The sequence below is a fragment of the Halioxenophilus sp. WMMB6 genome (genome assembly GCF_033283405.1).
Lineage (GTDB): Bacteria > Pseudomonadota > Gammaproteobacteria > Pseudomonadales > Cellvibrionaceae > Halioxenophilus.
In genome coordinates this window covers 1-16219 of the sequence record NZ_JAWMQR010000013.1, presented here as the reverse complement: position 1 = coordinate 16219, position 16219 = coordinate 1, and the positions used below count along the sequence as shown (strand labels likewise).

Annotated in this window: 14 protein-coding genes and 1 tRNA gene; 12 read left to right on the top strand and 3 right to left on the bottom strand. The window is 57.0% G+C overall.

The annotated features are described in order from the left end of the window. Positions 1-2: 2 nt before the first annotated feature. Entirely contained in the window at positions 3-1649 is a 1647-nt protein-coding gene (locus SBL51_RS21795) for an iron ABC transporter permease (RefSeq protein WP_317933297.1), read from the bottom strand. Next, entirely contained in the window at positions 1650-2684 is a 1035-nt protein-coding gene (locus SBL51_RS21790) for an extracellular solute-binding protein (protein WP_317933295.1), read from the bottom strand. Positions 2685-3003: 319 nt separating this feature from the next. On the opposite strand from SBL51_RS21790, the gene SBL51_RS21785 reads away from it, so the two are divergent. Continuing rightward, positions 3004-5625: an AsmA family protein gene (locus SBL51_RS21785; RefSeq protein WP_317933294.1), complete on the top strand. Its 2622-nt coding sequence runs from the start codon at positions 3004-3006 to the stop codon at positions 5623-5625. A gap of 3 nt (positions 5626-5628) precedes the next feature. Further along, positions 5629-6702, top strand: a complete 1074-nt coding sequence (mutY, locus tag SBL51_RS21780; protein ID WP_317933293.1) for an A/G-specific adenine glycosylase — start codon at positions 5629-5631, stop codon at positions 6700-6702. Positions 6703-6705: 3 nt separating this feature from the next. Here the strand turns inward: mutY and SBL51_RS21775 are convergent, their stop codons facing one another. Further along, positions 6706-7146, bottom strand: coding sequence for a hypothetical protein (locus SBL51_RS21775; RefSeq protein ID WP_317933292.1), 441 nt, complete (start codon positions 7144-7146; stop codon positions 6706-6708). Positions 7147-7275: 129 nt separating this feature from the next. Between SBL51_RS21775 and SBL51_RS21770 the strand changes: the two genes are divergently transcribed. The 10 genes from SBL51_RS21770 (at position 7276) to SBL51_RS21725 (ending at position 16097) form a co-directional block, all read left to right on the top strand. Continuing rightward, a complete protein-coding gene (locus SBL51_RS21770) occupies positions 7276-7557 on the top strand; it encodes an oxidative damage protection protein (RefSeq protein ID WP_317933291.1) in 282 nt (93 codons plus the stop codon). A 111-nt stretch (positions 7558-7668) separates the two neighbouring features. Then, a tRNA-Phe gene (locus tag SBL51_RS21765) sits at positions 7669-7744 on the top strand. A gap of 683 nt (positions 7745-8427) precedes the next feature. Beyond that, positions 8428-9006 (top strand): hypothetical protein, encoded by a 579-nt coding sequence (locus SBL51_RS21760; protein WP_317933290.1) that lies wholly within the window; start codon positions 8428-8430, stop codon positions 9004-9006. Positions 9007-9008: 2 nt separating this feature from the next. Next, entirely contained in the window at positions 9009-9464 is a 456-nt protein-coding gene (locus SBL51_RS21755; RefSeq protein WP_317933287.1) for a (2Fe-2S)-binding protein, read from the top strand. Next, complete coding sequence (locus SBL51_RS21750) at positions 9461-11692, top strand: xanthine dehydrogenase family protein molybdopterin-binding subunit (protein WP_317933286.1); 2232 nt, start codon at positions 9461-9463, stop codon at positions 11690-11692. Before SBL51_RS21755 ends, SBL51_RS21750 begins: the two co-directional genes overlap by 4 nt. 1925 nt (positions 11693-13617) lie before the next feature. Next, the gene (locus SBL51_RS21745; protein WP_317933285.1) at positions 13618-14013 is read left to right on the top strand and encodes a hypothetical protein; all 396 of its coding nucleotides are present in this window, start codon (positions 13618-13620) and stop codon (positions 14011-14013) included. A gap of 91 nt (positions 14014-14104) precedes the next feature. Continuing rightward, positions 14105-14377, top strand: coding sequence for a hypothetical protein (locus SBL51_RS21740; protein ID WP_317933284.1), 273 nt, complete (start codon positions 14105-14107; stop codon positions 14375-14377). A gap of 102 nt (positions 14378-14479) precedes the next feature. After that, entirely contained in the window at positions 14480-14827 is a 348-nt protein-coding gene (locus SBL51_RS21735) for an acetyl-CoA carboxylase biotin carboxyl carrier protein subunit (RefSeq protein WP_317933283.1), read from the top strand. A gap of 102 nt (positions 14828-14929) precedes the next feature. Further along, positions 14930-15304 (top strand): FKBP-type peptidyl-prolyl cis-trans isomerase, encoded by a 375-nt coding sequence (locus tag SBL51_RS21730; protein ID WP_317933281.1) that lies wholly within the window; start codon positions 14930-14932, stop codon positions 15302-15304. Between the two features lie 157 nt (positions 15305-15461). Next, the gene (locus tag SBL51_RS21725) at positions 15462-16097 is read left to right on the top strand and encodes a hypothetical protein (RefSeq protein ID WP_317933280.1); all 636 of its coding nucleotides are present in this window, start codon (positions 15462-15464) and stop codon (positions 16095-16097) included. Positions 16098-16219 lie beyond the last annotated feature (122 nt).

Below are 16219 nucleotides of genomic sequence, written 5' to 3'. Positions count from 1 at the left end.
AATCAGTGCGGTTCGCTGCTGCGTCGGATCATCATGATCACCGGCACCAGGCTCACCGCCACCAGGGTTACCGCCGGCAGCGCCGCCTGCTGCCACTGGCCCTCGGCGGTGCGCTCAAAAATACGTACCGCCAGTGTGTCCCAGCCAAAGGGGCGCAAAATCAGCGTGGCCGGCATCTCTTTCAGAGTATCAACCAACACCAGCAGAGCCGCGGTTAACAGTCCCGGGCGCAACAGCGGCAGGTAGACCTGGCGCAAAATCCGCCAGCGGCCGGCGCCCAGGGTTTGCGCCACCTCCTGGTAACTGGGGCGAATGGCATCCAGGCTCGACTGCACCGGGCCAAAGGCCACCGAGTAGAAGCGGATCAGATAGGCCAGCACCAGGGCCAGCAGGCTGCCCACCAACAGCTGGCCAATGCCCAACGCCTCGTACAGTGGCGCCAGCAGGTGGTTATCGATTAGGGCCAACACCAGCAGCACCCCCACCGCCAACACCGAGCCCGGCAGTGCGTAGCCGAGGCTGGCGATACGCACCCAGATACCCGCGGTTTGTGACTGCCGCTGGCCAAAGCCGGCCAACAGCGCCACGGTCAGGGCTACCAGCGAGGTGGTGCCGGCCAGCACCAGGGAGTTCTTCACAAACAGCCAGTAGCGGCTGTCGAATTCCTGCAGGTGGGCCAAAGTCCACACCAACAGCTGCGCCACCGGCACGGCAAAGGCGAGCGCAAAAATCAGCAGGCAGTAGCCGCTGGCCAGCCAGGCGCGGCCACCGGCCAGCCGATAGCGCTGCTGTTTTTGCAGGCGCTGATTCTGGCTCATGCGGCCACGCCGGGCGGCGCGCTCCAGCCACAGCGCCAACAGCACCACCAGCAACAGCAGCGACGCCAGCTGCGCCGCCGCCGAGAGGCTGTAAAAGCCGAACCAGGCTTTATAAATAGCGGTGGTAAAGGTATCGAAGTTAAACACGGAGACGGCGCCGAAGTCGGCCAGGGTCTCCATCAGCGCCAGCGCCATACCGGCGGCAATGGCCGGCCGCGCCATGGGCAGCGCCACCCGCCAGAAGGCGCGCCAGGGGTTCACGCCAAGGCTGCGGGCGGCGTCCATCAGCTCCCGCCCCTGGCCAAGAAAGGCGCTGCGGGCGAGCATGTAAACATAGGGGTAGAGCACCAGGGCCATGACCACAATCACCCCCGGTGCCGAGCGCACATCGCCCAGGCCGTTGCGCCAGCCAAAGGTGTTGCGCAGAAAGGTGTTCACCGGCCCGGAGTAGTCGAGCAGCCCCAGAAAGACAAACGCCAGCACATAGGGCGGAATCGCCAGCGGCAGCATCAGCCCCCAGTCGAGCCAGCGCCGGCCGGGAAATTCACAGGTGGCCACCAGCCAGGCCAGGCTCACCCCAACCAGCGCCACCAATACGCCAACACCGAGCAGCAACACCAGAGTGTTCTTGAGCAGGCGCGCCAGTTGGGTTTCCAGAAGATGAGCCCAGATATCGGGCTGAGGATCGAGCCAGGAGAGGACAATCACCGATAGCGGCAACAACACCAGCGCCGCCACCAGATAGGTGGGCAGGCGCCAGTAGAACTGCGCAGAGCGCTGCCGCGCCTGCCGGTTGCCAAGCCCGGCGATGGAGCCCTCGAATACCGCCAACTACTGGTACCCGACCCGGTCCATCAATTTGATGGCTTCGGCCTGCAGACGGCCGGCCGCCTCGACGTTGATATTATCGGCTTTGAAATCGCCCCAGGCCTTCACCTCGGCCGATGGCTCGACCGCAGGGTTGACCGGGTACTCCTCGTTGGCCTCGGCAAACAGATATTGCGCCTCCGGCTCGCTCAACCACTCCAGCAGCTGGCGGGCGGCGGCGGGGTTCTTGGCGTATTTGGTGAGTCCGGCACCGGAGACATTGATATGCACACCGCGGTCACTCTGGTTGGGCCAGAAGACCGCCAGGTTGATATCGGGGTTATCCTTCTGCAGGCGGCCGAAGTAGTAAGTATTCACGATGGTGACATCGCACTGGCCGGCGGCCACCGCCTCCATCGATTGGATGTCATTGGAGTAAGGCGGGGTAGCCAGGTTTTTCACCCAGCCGCCGACAATACGCTCGGTCTCCGGTTCGCCCAGGGATTTGATCATGGTCGCCACCAGGGATTGGTTGTAGACCTTCTTCGCCGTGCGCAGGCAGATGCGCCCGTTCCACTCGGGCTCGGCCAGCGCCTCGTAGGTGCTCAGCTCACCGGGTTGCACCCGGTCGGTGGCGTAGATAATGGTGCGTGCCCGCAGGCTCAAACCAAACCAGTCATCCTTGCTGGAGCGCAGCGAGGCGGGAATATTGGCCTTCAGAATGGGCGAGTCGAGCGGCGCCAGCACCCCCTCCTCCGAAGCCTGCCAGAGAAAGCCGGCATCCACCGTCAGAAAGAGGTCGGCGGGGGTATTCTTGCCCTCGGCCTTGAGTCGCGCCAGCAGTGGCCCGGCGTTGTCGGTGATATAGCGGATCTCAATACCGGTTTCGGCCTGAAAGCGGTCGAACAGAGGCTTGATGAGCTGCTCGTTGCGGGCGGTGTAAACCGTAATAACCTCGGCATCACTCTCTGGCTGGCTGCAACCGGTGAACAACAGCGCGCTTGCGCATACAATCAGCGGCCAACCGATAACCGCTCTCCAGGATTTCTTAACACTCATAGGAACTCAACTTCAATGGCGGTGACTGAGTGGCGAGATTTAAGATGGGAAAACTCGACAAACCTTAGACGCAAATAATAAGCACTATTATTTAGCGACACAACAGACCGGCACCGCTGGAGTCGATTCAATTTGATTTAGATCTTTTTCTGCGCCACCGCCGCCGGCCGTTTTGCCCGGGCCAACGCGGCGTTGATTGCAAAAAAGTGGGCAACGGCGCTACGGGCCGCCAATTGTCCCTCTAAACTAGATAACCAACAGCAAGCTAACGCAGGGGCGGTTCGCCGCCGGCCAGCACCTTGGCAAAGGAGCCAATTTCATGAAGAGAATCATCAAGTGGGTGATCGCGATTGCGCTCGCCGCCGTCGTTGTCTTGATCGCCGCTGTGGTGGTTATCACCCTGGTAATCGACCCCAACGATTACAAAGGGGAGATCGAAAAGCTCGCCACAGAGCAGGGCTACCCCATCAAACTCGAGGGTGATCTGAGCTGGCGCCTCTACCCCAACCTGGGCCTCAACATCGGCCCAAGCCAACTGCTCAATGCCGACGGCAGCGGCCAGTTCGCCTCGGTGGAGAATGTCACCGTCTCGGTCGCCCTGCTGCCGCTGCTCGCCAAGCAGGTGATGATCGATGAGATCGCCCTGGACGGCGTCACCGCCAACCTGCTGGTCGATGCCGAGGGCAACCGCAACTGGCAATACCTGATTAAAGCAGAGAGCGGCGGTGATACGCCCGACACCGCCCCGGCCGAAGCCTCGAGCTCGCCCATCAGCCTGGCCGCCGACAGCATCCGCCTGAGCAACGCCGAGATTCACTACGTCGATCAACAACAGAAGCAGGAGCTGCACCTGGCGCCGCTCAACCTGGAGGTTAGTAACCTCTCACTTACCGGAAAGCCCTTTGCCGTTAAGCTGGCCTGGACCCTAAGCGCCAGCGATGCCAGCCTGGCCTACCCCATAGAGAGCAGCGGTGAACTGCAACTGGATGTCGCCTTAAGCGAGGATTTTGACTCGGTTTCCGCCCACGCTGGCAAGCTGCAAGCCACGCTCGGGATCGGCCGCCAGGTCACTCCCATTGAGCTCGACTTTGATGTCGACGCCAGCCATCTTAATAGCGAGCCAAACCTGGCCGGGCGCATTGAACTGGCCCCCACCCATGTCAAAAATCTGCTCAACGCCCTCTCCAGCAGCGGCCTGCGCACCCAGGCTGAGGATGCACTGAGCCAGGTTGGGTTGAAGGCGGAGTTCAGTGGCAACCAGAACGACTTCAACCTGGCCAGCTTCAACCTGGCCCTGGATGGCAGCCAGTTCAGCGGCAGCGCCCGCGCGCAAAACCTCAATCAGTTCCACCTCACCCTCAAAGGTGGCAGCCTGAACATCGACCACTACCTGCCCGAGGCGGCGCCCTTTGAGAGCACACCGCCGGCACCAACCAGCGCCGCCGACCTGGAGGTCGAGAGCGAGAGCGACCTGCTGGCCCTGCTCAACGACTACCAGGCCGAGGTTAACATCAGCCTGGCCGAGCTCACCGCCAGCGGCGTGACCCTGGTTAGACCAACCCTGGTGGCCCACCTCAAAGATGGCCAACTGCAGCTACAGCCGCTCAGCGCCGAGCTCAACGGCAAAACCCTGTCCGTCACAGGCAGCGTCAACGCCGAGGGCAACATCGACGCCAACGTCAATGTGCCGGCCCTCAACCTGCGCAAGCTGTTGGCCGACCTAAAGGTGGAGCTGCCGGAGATGGCCGACCCAACCACCCTCAGCCAGGTAGGCCTGTCGCTGGCGGCCAAGGGCAACCAGGATGATCTCCGCATCAGCAACCTGGCGCTGCAGCTCGACCAGACCAAAATCACCGGCACCGCCCGGGTAACCGGGCTCAACTACGCCAGCCTGGCCCTGCAGGGCGACCAGCTCGATCTCGACCGCTACCTGCCGCCACCGGCGCCGGAGGCCGCCGCCAGCAGCAGCCCCGAAGCCAGCAGTGGCGAACTCTCCAGCGAACCGATCGACTTTTCCGCCTTAAACGACTACGGCGGCGACCTCACCGTGGAGTTTGGCCAGCTCAAGGCCAACAACCTGGAACTGGCCAACGTGGTGTTAAAAGCCAACAGCAAGTCCGGCCTGGCCACCCTGCAGCAGCTGCAGGCCGACTTCTACCAGGGCAAGATCAGCGCCCAGGGGCAGCTCGATACCACCGGCAAGGAGCCCAAGGCCCACCTCACCGGCCAGGGCCAAGGGCTGGCCATCAAGCCGCTGCTGGCCGCATTAAGCGCGCCCGATAGCAGCCAGGGCTTTGTGCTTTCGGGGCTGGCCAACGGCAAGCTCAGCTTCGACAGCCACGGCGCCAGCGCCGCCAGCCTCTACCACAACGCCGCTGCCAACATCAGCGCCGACACCAGCGCTCTGCAGCTGGCACCCATCAATATTGAGAAGTATGTCTGCCAGGCGGTGGGCCTGATTCAGGGGCAGGTTCCGAGCGCCATCGACTGGCCGGCCGCCACCGAAATGCACAACCTGCAGGCGCAGATCAACTACGCCAACCAGGTCGCCACCATCAAAACCCTCACCGCCGGCGTCGAGCAGTTCAAGCTGCTGGCCAACGGCAAGATCGACCTGGGCGCAGAGACTTTGGATGTGCGCCTGCCGTTTACCATCACCCAGCCCCTCACCCAGCAACCCGGCTGCCCCGCCACCAGCGACTGGATAGTGGGCAAGGCGCTGTCGTTGATCCGCTGCAAAGGCAACCTGCTGGAGCCGCAAAAGGCCTGCGGCCTGGATGATCGCGCCGTACGCGAAGCGGTGAAGGACTATGCGGAAGCCAAGCTCAAGGCCGAACACCAGGAAGAGCTCGACCGCCTGGATCAGAAGAAAGAGGAGCTGAAAGATAAAGCCGACGACCTGCTGCGCGACCTGCTCGGCCCCAAGAAGGGTAAAGATTAACCCGTGACTAAGCGCAACAGCCCCCAGGCCTTTCAAAAAAAGGTACTCGACTGGTATCACCAGCACGGCCGCAAAGACCTGCCCTGGCAGCAGCAGATCACCCCCTACCGGGTGTGGGTGTCGGAGATCATGCTGCAACAGACCCAGGTGAGCACGGTTATCCCCTACTTCGAACGCTTTATGGCGCGCCTGCCAAGCCTCGCCGCACTGGCCAGCGCCAACACCGACGAGGTGCTCGCCCTCTGGACCGGCCTCGGCTACTACGCCCGCGCCCGCAACCTGCACAAGTGCGCGCAGACGGTGGTGGCGGAGCACGGCGGTGAATTCCCCAAGAGCGTGGAGCTATTGGCGGCCCTGCCCGGCATTGGCCGCTCCACCGCCGGCGCCATCGCCAGCCTGAGCATGGGGCTGGCGGCGCCGATTCTCGACGGCAACGTCAAACGGGTACTCGCCCGCCACTACGCCATCGCCGGCTGGCCCGGGCAGACCAGCGTGGCGGCAGAGCTCTGGCAGCAGGCCGAAGCCCTCACGCCGGGTAAGAACTGCAACCACTACACCCAGGCGATGATGGACCTGGGCGCCACCCTCTGTACCCGCAGCAAACCCGCCTGCGAGCGCTGCCCGCTGCAGCGAAGCTGCCTGGCCTACGCCCAGGGCAACCCCCTCGACTACCCCGGCAAAAAGCCCAAAGCCGAGAAGCCGGTCAAGGCCACCACCCTGCTGATGCTGCAAAACCCCAAGGGCCAGGTGCTGCTCTGCCAGCGGCCGGCCACAGGCATTTGGGGTGGACTCTGGTGCTTCCCGGAGATCGCGGCCGGCGACAGTGGTGAGCTGAGCCACTGGCTGCAACAGCTGGGCATCAACAGCCAGGCCAAAGGCGAAGCCTGGCCCAGCTTTCGGCACACCTTCAGCCACTACCACCTGGATATCACCCCCCTGCTGCTGCCACTGCCCAAAGCCCCCAGCGCGGTTATGGAGGGCCAACGCCAGTGGGTAAGCCCGGGCCAGGTCGACCACCTGGGGCTGGCAGCGCCGGTGGTGGAACTGCTGCGCCGGCTGCCGGCCAAGCGCGCCTAAGGCCTACGGCTCCGCCTTCAGCCCGGCCAATAACGCGTCCAGCGACTGCACCAGCTGAGGTAACGCCTGCTCCGGCCCATAGATGTGCAGATCCTCCACGGTGAAGTAGTCGATCTGCTCGGCCAGCTCGGGAAACCAGCGCACCATCATCGGGTAGTGCTCATCGCGGCTGGCGGCAATCACCCGCTCGAACTGGGTAAAGTGCTCCCGCTCCACCCGCACCGGAAAGCGGCCGGCATCCGCCGGCAACCCCAGCTGCCCCAAGTAGGCCAGCGAGTGAGAGGAGATGGGCCCGAGATTGCCCTCCCCCGCCACATCCCGCGACAGCGCCTTGGAATCCGCCTGCCACAACAACCCCTGCTGCCGGGCATAGTGGTTAAAATACTGCTCAGCAAAGCGGCTGCGGTAGTAGTTGGCCGTACACAAAAACAACACCCGTCTCATCACTCCACCTCCCCGGTAACGCACCACCTGTGGCCACCGCCGGCCAATCATCAGTAAGCGCTTTTGGTTAACAGACCAATCACCGATAATAGCGCCCCAGCGTGACAAACCAAGCAACAGGGGAACCCAATGAGCCGTACCGTATTCTGCCGCCGCTACCAGAAAGAGCTGGAAGGGCTGGAGCGCCCACCCTACCCCGGCGCCAAAGGTGAAGACCTCTACAACAACATCTCCAAACAGGCCTGGAACGACTGGATGAAGTACCAAACCATGCTCATCAACGAGCGTCAGCTCAACATGATGGACCTGACCGCGCGCACCTACCTGAGCGAGCAGATGGAGAAATTCTTCGCCGGCGCCGAGACCGACAAGGTGGAAGGCTACGTGCCACCCGAGGCCGGCGGCCAGTAGCCAAGTCAAGCAACTGATTCTGCAACCTATTTGTCGCCGAGGGCCTTGACTACCAACCCAGCACCGGGTTTAATACGCGCCTCTCTGGGGACAGACCCCAGTACCGAATTTGCCCAGATAGCTCAGTCGGTAGAGCAGGGGATTGAAAATCCCCGTGTCGGTGGTTCGATTCCGCCTCTGGGCACCAAACAAACAAGCCTCGCATTCGCGGGGCTTTTTTGTTTGGTGCCCAGAGGCTTCAGGAGCACAAATCTGTCCGGAACAGATTTGCACAGCTTTAGCTGGCCGCAGGCCAAGTCATAGGGATGTGACTTGTTAATTTTGGACAGCCGAAGGCTGGGCCCCAGGGAAGGGAGCCACATTCCGCTGATCTCCCAGATAGCACTAACGTTTACTACAGCGCACCACTGTGCCAATCCGCTCAAGCCACATGGATGCGGGGAATGCGGGGATAGCAGGAGAACTTACCCGCCCGGCAGATTAGTCCGCCTCCCACCTCACTGCCACGCCCTACTATCCCCCGCAATACCCTCCACCAGCTATTTGTACGATGCCCAGAGGCGTCATCGATCACAAAACGTCAGGAAGATTTTGTACTGCCAAAGGCACCCGGAGTGTCAGGTACATGAACGTACCTGAGTATGAACCACCGCCTAGTTCGACCAGCAGCATGCAGTGAGCATACTGCGACACTTTTGGCTGGTGCGCATGACAGGCTCCACGGATGCAGCCTGCAAATCGCCGTCGCAATTTGCCACAAGCAACAAAGCTGAAGCCCACTAGAGACAAGAGTTTCTTTCAATAACCCTGTAGAATGACCGGCTGTTGCAAAAAAGTATTACCAACCCCGTTGTTGATCGATGCCTTCTTATGTTCAGAAGTAAAATAAAAATCGCTCTTGTCAGCGTCGGCGCGCTGCTCGCCATCGCAGCCACACTGGCCTACATTTTCATGCCTCGCGTCGAACCCACTGTGACCCTGGGAGGAAAATCCTACTCGGTCTCGAAGTCCGATTTTGGCTCGCTGCTGGACTACGACGAAGCGCGTGAAGTCCTGGAGCGCCATATGCCAGGCATTACCGATATCCGCCAGCAGTCCGTCGCACGCCCCCTCACTCTGGTTGATATGCAGCCTTTCTATGCCGCCATCATTACCGAGCAGACGCTGTTAGCAGTCGACGCTGAGTTGCGCCAACTGAAAGGCTCGAGTGTGGTGATGTACACCACCGGCTCTACCCAGGTCGGTATCATTCTCGATGACCCAGAGGCCCGCGCCATCGTCGACAAATACCTGCCGGGCTTTTCAACCAACCCCGATATCGACCAGGGGCGCGGCTTTACCCTCAACTTTATGCAGAAATTTAATCGTGAAGTGATTAACGATCAGGTGCTCGCCAATATTAATGCTGACTTCGAAGCGCTGGCCAAATCGAGGGCTGGAATCCAATGACCATGATAAATTTCAAAGTGAATGGGCAGCCTCACTCCCTGGAGATCGACCCTGAAACCCCTCTGTTATGGGCCCTGCGCGATCATCTCAGTATGACCGGCACCAAATTTGGTTGCGGAGTCGGCCAGTGTGGTGCCTGTACGGTACTGTTTAATGGCAGCGCACTGCGCTCATGCTCCCTGCCGGTCGCGGCGGTGGAGGGCGCCGACATTATCACAATCGAGGGCTTATCCGATGCCGGCGATCATATTCTGCAAAAGCTTTGGGTGGAGATGAATGTACCCCAGTGCGGCTATTGCCAGGCCGGGGTGTTGATGGCCGCAGCGGATCTGCTCAAGCGTATTCCCAATCCGACTGACGACGAGATCGATGCGTATATTTCCAATATCTGCCGCTGTGGTACCTACCCACGCATTCGCGCAGCGATTCGCCGGGCAGCCCAGGAGATTAACGCATGAAGCATTCAACCCGCCCGTCACTCAAGATGAGTCGGCGCCAATTCCTGGTCTCCTCCGCGGCGGTGGCCGGCGCCCTGTCGCTGCGAATCAGTTCAACCAACGCTGCAGAAGCCAGCGCCAGCGGCGATCTATCACCCTGGCTGATGATTAAACCCGACGACACGGTGATTGTAACCGTCCCCTCCCCCGAGATCGGCAATGGCGTATCCACGCAACACGCCATGAACATCGCCGAAGAGCTGGAGTGTGCCTGGGAGTTTATCCAGGTGGAGTTTGCTGATTTCACCCGCGAATACCAACAGCCCGGCAGCTACGCCGTGGGTAACCAGCCCTTTTTCGGTGGCCACAGCACCGACCACGAGCGCATGCCGTTTGCCATGCAGCTTGGCGCCAGTGCCCGGGAACGACTCAAACTGGCGGCGGCGCAACACTGGGGGGTAGACGTCGCTGAGGTCTCCGCCCGTAACAGCGTGCTAAGCCACAAACCGAGTGGCCGCAGCCTGCGCTTTGGTGAAGTGGCCGCGGCCGCCGCCAGCGTCGAGCTGGCCGCCGAGCCAGCCCTGAAACCGCGCAGCGAATGGCGGCTGCTGGGCAAAGCCCAGCCCCACAAACTCTATTTGCCCAAGGTGGTCAACGGCACTGCCGAGTACGGTATTGATATCCAGCTACCCGGCATGGTCTACGCCGCACTGCTGCAATCACCGGTGCACGGCGGCCAGCTGAAAAGTCATCAACCGGAAGCCGTGCTGGGCATGCCCGGCGTTCGGGCGGTAGTAGTGCTTGATCCCTCAGCTACGCCAGGCTCCCCCGTTACAGCACAGCCAACCTTCGGCTTTGACGGCTCGGAAATACGCAGTGGCGTGGCGGTGATTGCCGACCACTACTGGCAGGCCAGAAAAGCCTTGGCCGCCCTGCCGGTGGAGTGGGACAACGGCCTGGGCGCGTTCTGGTCCTCCTACGAAAAACTTCAGCAACGCCAGCAGCAGTTGCTCGAACGTGGGCAGGGTGCTCGGCTTACCAACCGGGGTAATGTCGATGGCGTAACGGGCACGGCCACGGTCGCGGCAACCTATCACACCCCGTTCTGCGAACACGCCGCCATGGAACCGCTCAACGGCACCGCCCTCTATACCGACCAAGGTTTGGAGCTGTGGCACCCCGCCCAGGATATCCAGCAGGCCTTCTGGGTAGCGGTAGACGAAAGCGGCCTGCAACCGGAACAGGTCAAATACAATCAGACCCTGGTTGGCGGTGGCTTCGGACGCCGCACCACCAGCGACGATGCCCGCGCCGTGGTGGCCATTGCCAGACAATACCCCGGCGTACCGGTTAAAGTGATCTGGTCGCGGGAGGAGACTTCGCGGCAAGGCGCTTACCGCACCGCCATCGCCACAGGCTATAGCGCCCAGCTGGGTGAAGATGGTATGCCGCTCGCCCTGCAGGGCGAAGCCTGTTACAGCGGCATGCAGGTCAACATCGGTTATACCGACATGGTCTACGCTGCAACCGATACCATCCCCAATGTGCAACTGGCGGTCAGCTCACTACCCACGCACATTGTTACCGGCGCCTATCGCGCCCCCTGTTACAACAGCCATGCCTTTACCATCGAAAGCTTTATCGACGAGTGTGCCGCAGCCGGCAATATCGACCCGCTAGAGTACCGGCTCAAACTGCTGGCGAATTGGGATCCCGCCTGGTCTGACTGCCTGCGTGTGGCCGCCGAAAAAGCCAACTGGGGCCAACCGCTACCCAGAGGCCAAGGACGAGGCATCGCCATCAGCAACTGGCCTCACCCCGGCACCCAGCAGGCGGGCTCCACCGTCTGCGCAGTCGCCCACGTAGAGGTGAGCCAGGCCGGGGCGCTCAAGGTTCACCGGCTGGATTTCACCTTCGACTGCGGTCGCATCGCCAATAAAGATGCCGTCCTCGCGCAGCTGCAGGGCGGCATTCTGTTCGGCTTAAATATGGCGTTAAATGATGGCCTCAGCCTGGTTGACGGTGCGATTGCCGAGAGCAACTTTGACCGCCTACCCATGCTTAAAATGGCCGACATCCCAGAGATCAATATCTATTTTGAAGCCCTCTCCGACCACGACCGCTTCGCCATTATTGGTGAAGCGCCGGTTGGTCCCATCGGCCCGGCGATTGCCAATGCTATCTACCAGGCCACCGGCAAGCGTATTCGCAGCACCCCCTTCCGCAAGGCCGACCTGAGCTGGTCCTAATAGGTTATTTTTTAATAGCCGAGCCCCATGGATGGGGCGAGCATTCAAAGAGACCGGGATCAACTGTAAGCTCCGACCCATAAATTCCCGCGCTTCGCAACCGGCGCCCGAGCCGATCGCGATAATAAAATCAACATGGCAGAACCGGCGTTACCGGAAGTGCTGTAACTGTGACGATTTTGCCGTTCTAAGGATCGCCATTGAACGCTATTAATTGCCATTGATAACTACTGAGAGCTACTAACGAATAGCCACTGAAGGTGAGCCGGCAAATAGCTGCTGGCTCAACACCACCCAATTTAATTCCATTCGCCTCCAACTCGGCAAACAGCCAACCCCTCAAGCAACCGGGCCCGGCTTAGCTACCATCTAGCCTATTACCTATATCCCCCCAGCCTATTCCCGGCACCCCCCTAACCTATTCACCGTATCCCCCAGCCTATCCACCAGTGAGCCTAGCCCATCCGCCGGCGAGCTCGGCCCATAACGCAACAAGCGCGGGCTCGCAATTGCAGCCATGCATGCCCCAAAAAGTAAGCTCAGGCTCAATCGCGAATAGGTGCAGGGGTCTGATTTGCAGGCTGGGCCCACTTTTTTCGAGGCTGGGCTCCGTTTTCAATGGGCGGTGCTCACTTATAAATAGGCTGGGCTCGCGCTGGAATAGACCGGGCTCCGGCTGGGATGGGCTAAGCTCTGCAAGCGAGGCAATAAGCTCACTTTGAAATGGGCCGAGCTCTCATTGAAATAGCCTGAGCTCCCTTTGAGAAGAGCCGAGCTCAGTGGGCGAAGGGAGAGGCCTACTTACCGATAGGTTAAGCTCGCCGCGCACTGCTCACCGGACGCAGCCAGAAGCCATCAAGGCGAATCGCTGGGCTACGCGCGCAGCACCACCTTTAACTGTTACAGCAGCGAAGCAAAAGTGAAAGTTGCTTCGGAAATTATTCTCTGCGAGTAACCCGGCGATAAATATAACGGCTGAATTACAGCAAGTTTGGAACATTAAAATTTTTAAAACCCTCCACTGCTAACAAGCGCAATGGCAGTAAACGACCTTTTTAGATGAATCTTTAAGTCATTAATTTACAACCACCCTGTTGAATTTAATCTGGCAAAAAACGAAGGGATTAGGCTAGTATCTGGCGATTCACTGTTTGTGAGGTGGGTCACATCTTCTGGGTTGGCTAAACAAAGCCGTGTTGGTTGTTTCTTCTAGTTGTTTTTCCAGATAGGAAGCCGTGTGGCAAACAAATCCAGGCTCAAAAAACTGTTAAGGAAGGTTAAGAAGGCTCTGCTGCATCGGTGAATTCTGAGTCAGCGAAATTCAGCTGGCCTATGAAACAACCTGCTCGGCTAATAACACCGTGGTGGTCAAGCCCGCAAAATTCTTGGCATAGAAGAGCTCACATCATTGCGGGCGCATCTTGTCTCGCAAATATCACGTGCGGTTTCAAATGCCTAACAAGGTGTTGGTATCGCAGAAAAAATTATCGGGGTAAGGCATGCCCCTCAAATTTAGTGCGGTTCGATTAACGGCTAAGTGAGTTGGAAAAGGTTGAACATCTGTTCCTCCTAACTCGGATGGGTGTGCCTTATTACAGAAAAGGTTATAGCGTTTGATCCAATGCAGGTTAAGAGTCAACGGTTCTACGGCTGTAACGCTCAACCAGCAAATGCTCTCGGATGCTTTGTAGGAAGGGGGATCCGCTCATTGTTACCATTACTGTATGTATGAACAGTATTTTGCCCAGCTTATTATCTTAACCGGGGATTTGCCCCTGTTATTAATTGCAGGCAAACGCAATGACATATTTTGTTCTGTTATTTCAATGGGTTAGACTTGGCGCATTAATCCTCCAGTCAATAAGCTGGGGACCCGATATTATAGTAAAGAGGGCGAAGCCCTCGTTTACGGACTGTTAAATGAAATGATTATTCTAAATTGGGCAGTATATTTTGGCTGGCTAGTAGTAGTTGTTTATGCTGGCTTTCAATTCATTATAAATGCCGGTGAAGTACGTTATAGAGCCTTGCTGCTATTGGTGCCAGTCACATCTATCATAGTATTTTCGATTGTCTTTGTGGTGAACCGAGGTTCAAGTGTTGCGCAGTTATCAGAATCAACGGATCTTTGGTCATTTTGGTTCCACTGGTATTTTCCATTGTCCATTGGAAGCATAGTTAATTTAGTTGCTTCGAGTGTTCTCGGAGCTACTGCGCTGGTGAAGAAACAACATAGAAAAATACTTATATTTAATGTAGCTGTATTCACAGCTACGGTTTTGGGTATTTACCATGTTTTACCAAATATGCCTGATGCATAAATCATTTAACAAGGCGGGGTTTTCGCCGCTAAAAACGCGGCTGGGACGCGCAAAAAGCGCGCGCCCCAACCCTTTGCGTTATGTTTAAAACATGAAAAAAGTACTCCCAACAATTTACAATCTAGTCATGCTGTTCGGCGTCCTTTTAATGGCTGTAATGGCTGGCCTATGGTGGTCATTCGACGATGGCAACCTATCTGAAGGGGCAGTTTTTCTTGTGTGTACCTGGGTATTGGCTTTTAACTTTCTCCCGGTACAGGGGTTAAATTGCTTAAAAGAACCTGTGGTAAAGTTCTACTACTTACCGCTAGCAATACTTGGCTTAATTGGTTTTGTTTATGGCGTGGTGCTACATCAAACATAACAAGTTTATTAAACACCGTTACGGCCAAAAAACGGGCTCCACTGGACGCGCAAAAAGCGCGCGCCGTTTATAAAGGCGTTATGGCTCACAGGAATTCAGAGCATGATGAATAAAATTCTAGGCTGGCTAAATGGTGCGTTAGGCGTGAAGGAATTTCAGCCGATGGCAACAGAAGAAGAGATTTTCCCCGAAGACGGAATTGTTTCAGCCCCAGAGTTCTTTGAAATGCCAGCAAATCCACACGGTGGCCTATATCTTGGGCCGGAATGCACACTGTTAGTATCTGTAGGCGCTCAAGTAGTTGGTGGTCAGCCTGTCGCAGAGATCGAGACCCCGAGCCATATATTTGAGGTGGTGTCACCTTGTAGCGGCACAGTGGCGGAGCAATTAATTCAAAACGGTCAGGTCGTAGAAGCTGGCCAGCCGCTAATTAAATTACAAAGGCCATAACAAAGTGGTCAAGTACACTCCGGCCGCAAAAAGCGCGGCCTGCGCGGGACAACCTACACTGCGTTTCGGTTGCCCCTTACCACGGCGTTAGAAGTCAGAAAGATGCGTACCGGAATTGAAATTATTGAGGACTTGCCAGGAAGCGGAGAGCCAGTTACTCGGCACAATTGGTATCAGATCCGTTTGAAACTCTGGCTTCATAGGGGCGAACCTGTGCGCTGGGAGAAAGTTTGGGGTACGTCACCAGCATTGCTAAGTAATAATGGGGAAACGCTTGTTACACATGTGCGGATAGATAGAGAGCAGCTTTTTGCCGGTTTGTTCTATGGATGTGAGGGTATGCATGTTGGCGGTAAGCGATTACTGCGCATAGCTCCCCATCTTGCATACGGCGAGCATGGGGTTCCCGGTGTCATTCCAGCAAATGCATTACTCAAAGCACAGCTCGAATTCATAAGTGAGGGTTTGCCAGCGTGACTTCTAACAAATTGCAGCACTCGGACCAAACTACGTCGCACCAAAATGTGGTCGCTGCGCTTTTACCACATTTTCGCACGCCGCAGCTTGGCCGGTGTGCAAAGCGTTATGTGTATAAAGGAGCAGAGAGTTGGTATCACTGAAAAGATTCATGAATATGGATATTAACTATCCAGGAATCAACATAAAGGTTGAGCTTTCAGTGATCGGAGAATACCTAAATGAGATGGAAAGCGGAATAAATGCAGTTTGTAATTCATATCTAGAAAGAGAAGAAAAAGAAAATGAAGGTGTTCCTCATTATGAATACCAGCATATTTATTCGATCGCTGAGCAAGAGATTCCACGAATTATAAAGATGCCATTTGTTGTAACACTCTACACTCTCTTTGAGAATTCGGTCTTTGAGCTTCTAAGATATGGCCAAAATAAAGAACACAAAAAGATTGGTGTCAAAGACATCCGAGGAAAGAGCCTTATCTCATCTTATAATAAATATATTCAACATATACTGGAGTACAAATTTTGTTTTGACCAGGGAGTTATGTCAGAATTTAGTCAAGTAACCAAGGTCAGAAATTGTATTGCTCATTCTAATGGAAATATTGAGTCAATGAATGACAGTTTGAAAAATGATTTGGTGAAACTTATAGAAATGGATATAGGTTTAAGCCAAATAAATAGCCAGCTTGATGTATCCTACGATTACTTGGTAAAAACATATAATTTTGTTTCTTCATCTATAAGGGAACTAATGGAATATATGGAAGAGCGGTACTTTGAAAACACATAACAAGCGACTGTGGTGTCAACCCAGTTAAATTTACCTTTAGTAAGCCCAAGCAACATCGTCGCGAACCATAGCATTAAGCATAGTGATTAACTTGCGCATGCAGGCAACGATAGCGACCTTTT

Excerpts from the sequence above, each read along its gene's own strand:
- SBL51_RS21760 (WP_317933290.1), top strand. The coding sequence starts at position 8,428 with ATGTTCAGAAGTAAAATAAAAATCGCTCTTGTCAGCGTCGGCGCGCTG.
- SBL51_RS21770 (WP_317933291.1), top strand. The coding sequence starts at position 7,276 with ATGAGCCGTACCGTATTCTGCCGCCGCTACCAGAAAGAGCTGGAAGGG.
- SBL51_RS21755 (WP_317933287.1), top strand. The coding sequence starts at position 9,009 with ATGATAAATTTCAAAGTGAATGGGCAGCCTCACTCCCTGGAGATCGAC.
- SBL51_RS21775 (WP_317933292.1), bottom strand. The coding sequence starts at position 7,146 with ATGAGACGGGTGTTGTTTTTGTGTACGGCCAACTACTACCGCAGCCGC.
- SBL51_RS21785 (WP_317933294.1), top strand. The coding sequence starts at position 3,004 with ATGAAGAGAATCATCAAGTGGGTGATCGCGATTGCGCTCGCCGCCGTC.
- SBL51_RS21740 (WP_317933284.1), top strand. The coding sequence starts at position 14,105 with ATGAAAAAAGTACTCCCAACAATTTACAATCTAGTCATGCTGTTCGGC.
- SBL51_RS21790 (WP_317933295.1), bottom strand. The coding sequence starts at position 2,684 with ATGAGTGTTAAGAAATCCTGGAGAGCGGTTATCGGTTGGCCGCTGATT.
- SBL51_RS21725 (WP_317933280.1), top strand. The coding sequence starts at position 15,462 with ATGGATATTAACTATCCAGGAATCAACATAAAGGTTGAGCTTTCAGTG.
- SBL51_RS21750 (WP_317933286.1), top strand. The coding sequence starts at position 9,461 with ATGAAGCATTCAACCCGCCCGTCACTCAAGATGAGTCGGCGCCAATTC.
- SBL51_RS21735 (WP_317933283.1), top strand. The coding sequence starts at position 14,480 with ATGATGAATAAAATTCTAGGCTGGCTAAATGGTGCGTTAGGCGTGAAG.
- SBL51_RS21745 (WP_317933285.1), top strand. The coding sequence starts at position 13,618 with ATGATTATTCTAAATTGGGCAGTATATTTTGGCTGGCTAGTAGTAGTT.
- SBL51_RS21730 (WP_317933281.1), top strand. The coding sequence starts at position 14,930 with ATGCGTACCGGAATTGAAATTATTGAGGACTTGCCAGGAAGCGGAGAG.